General features: G+C 66.8%; 6 protein-coding genes and 1 pseudogene. 3 read left to right on the top strand and 4 right to left on the bottom strand.

What is annotated here, in order from left to right:
- Together ABZX92_RS45105 and ABZX92_RS45100 are read right to left on the bottom strand one after the other, a co-directional pair.
- The coding region (locus ABZX92_RS45105; RefSeq protein ID WP_355572224.1) for a hypothetical protein at positions 1–434 on the bottom strand (434 nt) is incomplete at its 3' end.
- A 171-nt stretch (positions 435–605) separates the two neighbouring features.
- Positions 606–1274 carry a Type 1 glutamine amidotransferase-like domain-containing protein gene (locus ABZX92_RS45100; RefSeq protein WP_355572222.1) on the bottom strand — a complete coding sequence of 223 codons (669 nt, stop codon included), beginning with the start codon at positions 1272–1274 and terminating at the stop codon, positions 606–608.
- On the opposite strand from ABZX92_RS45100, the pseudogene ABZX92_RS45095 reads away from it, so the two are divergent.
- Positions 1231–1698, top strand: a pseudogene (locus tag ABZX92_RS45095) (DUF5984 family protein); the annotation flags it as partial. The gene ABZX92_RS45100 and the pseudogene ABZX92_RS45095 sit on opposite strands and share 44 nt — an antisense overlap.
- Before the next feature lie 144 nt (positions 1699–1842).
- On the opposite strand, the gene ABZX92_RS45090 reads toward ABZX92_RS45095, so the two are convergent.
- Positions 1843–1974: a hypothetical protein gene (locus tag ABZX92_RS45090; RefSeq protein WP_355572226.1), complete on the bottom strand. Its 132-nt coding sequence runs from the start codon at positions 1972–1974 to the stop codon at positions 1843–1845.
- 404 nt (positions 1975–2378) lie between these two features.
- Here ABZX92_RS45090 and ABZX92_RS45085 point away from each other — a divergent pair, with 404 nt between their 5' ends.
- Together ABZX92_RS45085 and ABZX92_RS45080 are read left to right on the top strand one after the other, a co-directional pair.
- Positions 2379–3125: a methyltransferase domain-containing protein gene (locus tag ABZX92_RS45085; protein WP_355572220.1), complete on the top strand. Its 747-nt coding sequence runs from the start codon at positions 2379–2381 to the stop codon at positions 3123–3125.
- A 126-nt stretch (positions 3126–3251) separates the two neighbouring features.
- Positions 3252–3737 carry an SUKH-3 domain-containing protein gene (locus tag ABZX92_RS45080; RefSeq protein ID WP_355572219.1) on the top strand — a complete coding sequence of 162 codons (486 nt, stop codon included), beginning with the start codon at positions 3252–3254 and terminating at the stop codon, positions 3735–3737.
- Between the two features lie 119 nt (positions 3738–3856).
- On the opposite strand, the gene ABZX92_RS45075 is transcribed toward ABZX92_RS45080, so the two are convergent.
- Positions 3857–4336, bottom strand: coding sequence for a hypothetical protein (locus tag ABZX92_RS45075; RefSeq protein WP_355572217.1), 480 nt, complete (start codon positions 4334–4336; stop codon positions 3857–3859).
- Positions 4337–4727 lie beyond the last annotated feature (391 nt).

The raw sequence follows: 4727 nt of genomic DNA, 5'->3' as shown, positions 1-4727 counted from the left end.
TCTGTGGTGCCCTCCCAGGACCCGGCCCAGGCGACCTGCCGGAACGTCCGGTAGCCGGTCACGTCCACGACCTCGGCCGGGTTTGCCGGCTGGTAGGTCGGGTCGAAGTTCTCGTCGTAGGACGGCGAGTACGCCACCACCAACAGCTTCGCGTCGCCCCGCAAAGGAACAGGCTTGCCCGACCCGACATGGGTCACCTCGTCGGTGTAGGTCACGTAGTAGCTGCCGGCGGCCAGGTGGGTGTCGATCACCAGCCGGTCGAAGCACTCGTGCTGCCCGGAGCGAATACCGGTCACGGTCCCGCCGGTACCGTTGTACGCGGTCTTCAGCTCCGATCCCCAGTCGACCGGCGCACAGGCAGCGGCGTCGGCACTCGCCGGGACCACCGTCATAGCCGCCAGCACGGCTGCGACCGCCAGCGCGAATCTGCGCATGATCTTCCCCCTCTTCCCGTCGGGCTCCCCGCCCGTCGAAAGCGACACGCGCGGCCGGCCGCCTTGGTTGCCCGGTCGCCCGAGAAAGTCATCCGCAGGTCGCGAGCCAGTCCTTCTCGATCTCCCGGCGCGAGAGCCGCAGGTCCGGCCGCCGCCGACCTTGCTTCCCTGTCACTGGTCTCCTGAGGTTGTTCCGAACACTGTCCATCGCCCTTCGGAGACCACCTCGACAGAGTTGCCGACAACCTTGATGGCCGTCTGTTCGTCGATGGCGTAGGCCGGGCCGCCGATGTCGGCGGCCCACCGCTCGGCGTCGGCCAGGGTGTTCGTGGGGAACGCGTCCAGGTGCGGGAAGATCGCGAAGTCGACGACTCCCATGGTCCGGTCGTCCGGTGCTGACGGCCACTCGACGAAGTACGCCCCGATCCGGGGCGTCATGACCATGCTGCCGGCGCTCACCCCCACCCAGACCAGGTCGGGCAACGACGGCAGCAGGTCCGCCAGCCCGGACTCGCGCATCCAGTGGCACAGGTACGTCGCGTCGCCACCGCCGACCAGGAGCACGTCCGCCTCCTGGACCCAGGGCACCCACCGCCGCGCGCCGATGCTGGGCAGCGCGGTGAGTTCGAGGACGCCGAGCGACGCCCAGCCCAGGCCGGAGAAATGCCGATCGGCGGCCACGAATCGCCGCACCGATGCCGGACCGCACATCGGGTGACCCCACTGGGCAGTCGGGACGCAGAGCGCGTGGCACTCGGAGATCGGCTTGCCGAGGAGCTGCACGAGCGCCGCGTGGATGCTCGGGTTCGTGACGCCGCCTGAGGTGAGCAAGAGCTTCATGTACCTACAGACCGCGGACCGAGCCGGGACTCATCGAAATTCGTCGACAGCGGTTCGAGGTGGTGAGCACACTGCCGGGGTGATCCGTTTTCACTTCCGTCTCACGCCACTGGCCGATGTGGAGCCTTGGGGCGATCGGAGGCTGCACTGGTTCGCTTTGACGGACGGCGTGTACTGGATCGAGGTGGACGGACACAAGCTTCTCCACCACCCGGCGGGGCCGGTCGACTGCTACGTCGTCCGGTTGTGGGAGGAACTGCTGCCTTCTCTGCTGGAACCGGTGCCCGCAGATCTCGTCGACCGCATGACCAGCGATCAGCACGCGTGGTACGGGCCAGAAGTCGAGGACGCGGACGCAGCTCTCGACTGGCCACAAGGACGGGCAAGCGTCCCCACCGAGTTGTTCCTGCGAGCCGTCGAGGAGTTCGACCGGGAACTGATCGACGCGATGGACCGGCGCATCGCGGAGATCGAGGCAGCGTTCAGGATCCTTGGCCGCCGCCATGCGGCACGTACCCGCGACCGACTGGACGGCCGTTCGGGAGGGTGCCGCGCGCATCTTTCCGACTCAGCCCTCCCACCAGCCGAGTGGGCGGTCGTCCTCGTCGTAGACGTTGCCGGAGTACCACTCCGCGTTGTTGCCGGACGTCCACTCGGCGACAACGGACTCGATCGACGGGAACCCAGCGCTGACCGGCACCGTCACGACGATGAACCTCTTGTCGTGCGGCGCCTCGACCAGTTGCCAGGCCTGGACTGCCGAGGATCTCGCACTCGGTCTCGGAGGTTCGCACGGCCGGGACGACCTCGTAGGCCGGTTGGCCAGAAGCGGCTGTGCCCGCGAGAAGGCGAACGTGACTGTCATGTGCCGGTACCCACCAAGCGTATGGGCTGTCGCAGAAGACTCTCGTCTGCGTGAGAGCGCGTTCGGGGTCGACGCGATAACCGGTGGACCGCCACGTGCGACCCGCTTAGCCTTCGTCGAACCGCATGGCCTTCCGTCCGAAGAGGTGCATTTCATGAATGTCCGGGTAGCCCGGCCGTCGACGGCCGACTCCGCGCTGACCGCTGTGAATCACCCTTTGGACGTGAGGAATCCCCGAGGTGGATCTACCCCGTAGTTTCACCATCCGCGAGAGCAGCCACCGCATCCACAATCCGCTCACCAACCAGAAACTGGCCACCCTGGGCGAGGCGCTGAACCCACCGCCCGGCACTCGGATGCTCGACCTGGCCTGTGGCTCGGGCGAGTTGCTGTGCACCTGGGCGCGCGATCACCACATCACCGGAACCGGCGTCGACATCAGCACTGTGTTCCTCGCCGCGGCCAGGGCACGGGCGATCGAACTGGAGGTCGCCGAACAGGTCGCTTTCACCCATGGTGACGCGTCGAACCACGTTGCCGACGACCCGGTCGACATCGGGTCCTGTGTCGGTGCGACCTGGATCGGAGGTGGCGTCGCCGGCACCGTGGACCTGCTCCGACGCAGCCTGCGCCCCGGCGGCATGATGCTGATCGGCGAACCGTACTGGCGCAGGGAGCCCCCGGACCAGGCCACCGTCGAAGGCTGTCACGCCACCAGCGCAGACGACTTCCGCGTCCTCCCGGAACTGCTGGAACAGTTCGGGGAGCTGGGTTGTGACGTGGTGGAGATGGTCCTGGCCGACCAGGACAGCTGGGACCGCTACGTCGCGGCTCAATGGCTCAACACCCGTCGCTGGCTGGACTCACATCCCGGCGACGAGCTGGCCGAGCAGATGCGCGCGGAACTCACCACCGCTCCGGCACGTCACGCGCGATACCAGCGCGAGTACCTCGGCTGGGGCGTCTTCGCTCTGATGAACCGCTGACACCAGCGACCGGGTGAGTCCCGGTGATCCGACGCCGGGACTCACTCACATCGGCATGAGCGAGCACCCAAGCAACACCGGTCAGCGGCACGAGAGTGCGTTGCACGAGCTCAGCCTTCTGGCCCGATGTCGGGTACGTACGCTGTTAGATCAGGTACCTGGTGCCATTGGCGGGAGCAACTCGAGGCCAGCGGTGAGGTTCGAATGCACCGGGCCGCAGCGGAGTTCTTGGTCGAGTTCGGCGGGCTGAACCTGGAGATCGATGGTCGGGGTGTCTCGTGTGCTCGTGAGCCGTTCGAACTCGATCCTGGGCTCTGTGTCGGCGAGGAGGACCGCTTCGCCGGGTGGGGTGCGGACTTGGGGTGCGCGTTGTTCCCGATTGGCGAACTCGATCGGGGGCGCTTCTTCCTCGGCATCTCTGAGATCGGCGAGGTCTTCCTGGTGGCGACCTGGGTGGCCAGTTTCGGGATTGGTGACGCCGCGTTGGAGAGTCTCATCCTCGGTGTGATGCCACAGAAGCGCCTTAGAAGCGTGCCGAGGTGGCGTCTGATCAGATCGGTAGCTACGCGCTCAGTCATCGATCGCTGGAGCCATGTCCGTCCCAGCAAGTAACGCCTGGGGCAATGGGTCCGTGAGTGTCCGAACATGGGCAGAAGTGCGCGATCCACGTACTACCGCTCGGCGGCATGAGCGGACGCCGGCGGCCCTGCGGCAATCAGGTTGCTGAATCTCTACAGCCCCGAAGGGTGCGCGGAGAGCCAGTCGGCATGCCGCGAGCGCAGTTGGTCGCGTTCGGCGTCCGTGGCGAGGATTACGTCGGCGCCGCCGTCGTACGGGTGGTAGATCCGTTGCAGACTGGCATCGATGATCAGCACTCCCGCGGTGGCGTCGTCGGCGACGGCGCGCAGCAGTGCGTCGATGCGGCCACGCTCCCACGGGATCAGGCTGACGTACACGTGCGTGTAGATCGGATCGTCCGGATCCGGATCTGTTCGGATCGAGGTCCAGTGATGGGCCCCTGGGTGCCACCGCGTCTGTTCGTGCGGGCGTTCGGGCGGCACCGGGGTGCCGGACCAGTTCGATGTGGCGAGGTAGACGTCGAGACCCGCGAACAGTTCGTCGAGGACCGTGTTGTAGCGATCCAGCACGATCGCCCACTCGTCCTCGGTGTCCGGGTAGCGCTTGGACTCCGGCAGGCTGTGAAAACGCACCCACCGATCCCGCTCACAGCGCAGTTCATGGCCGATGGGCGGGCAGTCCGGCCAGTGTTCCTTCCATCTGCGCAGCAGTTCCTCATCAGGCACTGGGACACGCTATCCCGGCGACCATCGCTTGCTCATCAGCTTTACGCACCACAGCTGGGCCATCGCGCTGCGACTGTCAGCTGCGTCGTGATGGCGCGAACTTCTGATCTTGCAGTACCTGCGAGGGGTGGCGGGATCGCCGTGGTGACGTTCCCGCCACGGGCTCACCACTGGTGGGCGACGTCCACGACGATGCGGTCGGGCAGGGTGAACACCCGAAACGGCAGGCGTGCGCGGACACCCAGCCCGAGGTCTGTGGTGCCCTCCCAGGACCCGGCCCAGGCGACCTGCCGGAACG

Origin of the sequence: Lentzea sp. NPDC006480 (genome assembly GCF_040611995.1) — a bacterium.
Classification (GTDB): Bacteria; Actinomycetota; Actinomycetes; order Mycobacteriales; family Pseudonocardiaceae; genus Lentzea.
The sequence above is the reverse complement of the archived record's forward strand: the minus strand, read 5'-3'. Positions and strand labels throughout refer to the sequence as shown.

Excerpts from the sequence above, each read along its gene's own strand:
- ABZX92_RS45100 (WP_355572222.1), bottom strand. The coding sequence starts at position 1,274 with ATGAAGCTCTTGCTCACCTCAGGCGGCGTCACGAACCCGAGCATCCAC.
- ABZX92_RS45080 (WP_355572219.1), top strand. The coding sequence starts at position 3,252 with ATGTCGGGTACGTACGCTGTTAGATCAGGTACCTGGTGCCATTGGCGG.